Raw genomic sequence first — 1,219 nt, 5'->3', positions numbered from 1 at the left:
CCTCCTTTTTCACTAGATGATAAAGGAAGGCTTGGTGAATGGCACTAAAGGTTTGTAGGATTTGAAAAGCTACCGCGTAGCGGTTTAGTTCAACACTCTGTTCCCGACATTGCCACAGCCTAAGTGCGACCACTAAGGCTCTGACAACATCGTGAACACGAAACGTTATATGAAAGGGATGCAGACTAAAACCGTGTATTAAGATCATAAAATACATAAATCAAAATCATATGGGAACACTTGTACGTAATTGGAAATAAAGGTAAACTATAGATACAATTGAATCTTGGGTGGGCATGGTTTCTCTTCGAAGGGAGGTGAAGCCATGGAAGTAAAAGATGCAATAACGATTATGTTCCTATTTGGGATGTTTATCCTTGCGCTTTTAACATACATTAATAATAACAACAAGAAAAAGTAAAAACCCACCCATAGATTAAGCGCCTAAGGTGGGTTTTGATTCCTGTATGACTTAGAAGGGAATAAACCATCCAAGCCAATTGTACTGACCAAGTGTATCAGCACTTGGTCTTTATTAAATATATAATAACACACTTAAAAACATGTATCCAAACAGAAAATGAAAAAAAGTTAAATAATATTAAAGAGCGCTATTTAAGTATACTCAAAGAAGGCATCACCATCATAAAACATTACATTTTTGCGTCGTCGCTGGCGCTCCTTGGTCGTCAAGGAGGATTTCGGAGAAGTTTATTCAGACGACACATTCAACCGGCTAAGTCTGACGACCCGGTGCTACGACCTTAAGCCGCTTGAACGTCAGAAATGCGCAACGTTAGGCGAAATTACTTACAGCATTGGAGGAGAGAAAATGTCCAATCTACATTTTGAATTGTTCCTAGAGAAAATGGACTGGAATACAGATGATTTTAAAAGTGATGTTACGCATCTTAAAAGTTATAAGATTCCAAATGTACTTTAACAGAGAAAATTATAGATGATTTACATATAGAAATTATACAAACCAAAGGAGACTGGTTAAACTTTAATTGCAATGTAATAGGAGAAAATTATTATATACAGTCTAATATTATCTTTCATTCAATGGACATGAGTGACGATGATGATCGAATTGTTAAACAAGTAATAGAAAAGATTGATAGTGTCAACACCAACTTAATAATCCCCAAAAGTAGCAGTTGAAAATTCCCTACATCGAGCAAAATTATGAATCTTTATCTTCCGTAGAATCTGGTTT

The 1,219-nt window shown here is 35.8% G+C and carries 3 protein-coding genes; 2 read left to right on the top strand and 1 reads right to left on the bottom strand.

What is annotated here, in order from left to right:
- On the bottom strand, nucleotides 1-208 hold a 208-nt coding region (locus J2T13_RS26250), incomplete at its 3' end, for a hypothetical protein (protein ID WP_429375659.1).
- A gap of 117 nt (nucleotides 209-325) precedes the next feature.
- Between J2T13_RS26250 and J2T13_RS26245 the strand changes: the two genes are divergently transcribed.
- Together J2T13_RS26245 and J2T13_RS26240 are read left to right on the top strand one after the other, a co-directional pair.
- Complete coding sequence (locus tag J2T13_RS26245) at nucleotides 326-421, top strand: putative holin-like toxin (protein ID WP_018758025.1); 96 nt, start codon at nucleotides 326-328, stop codon at nucleotides 419-421.
- 240 nt (nucleotides 422-661) lie between these two features.
- On the top strand, nucleotides 662-943 hold the full coding sequence (locus tag J2T13_RS26240; RefSeq protein ID WP_429375657.1) for a hypothetical protein: 282 nt from the start codon (nucleotides 662-664) through the stop codon (nucleotides 941-943).
- The last annotated feature ends 276 nt before the right edge of the window (nucleotides 944-1,219 follow it).

Source organism: Paenibacillus sp. DS2015 (assembly GCF_050433705.1).
Taxonomy (GTDB): Bacteria; Bacillota; Bacilli; order Paenibacillales; family Paenibacillaceae; genus Paenibacillus_AQ.
Note: the sequence above shows the minus strand (reverse complement) of the source record. Positions and strands in the feature narration are given on the sequence as shown.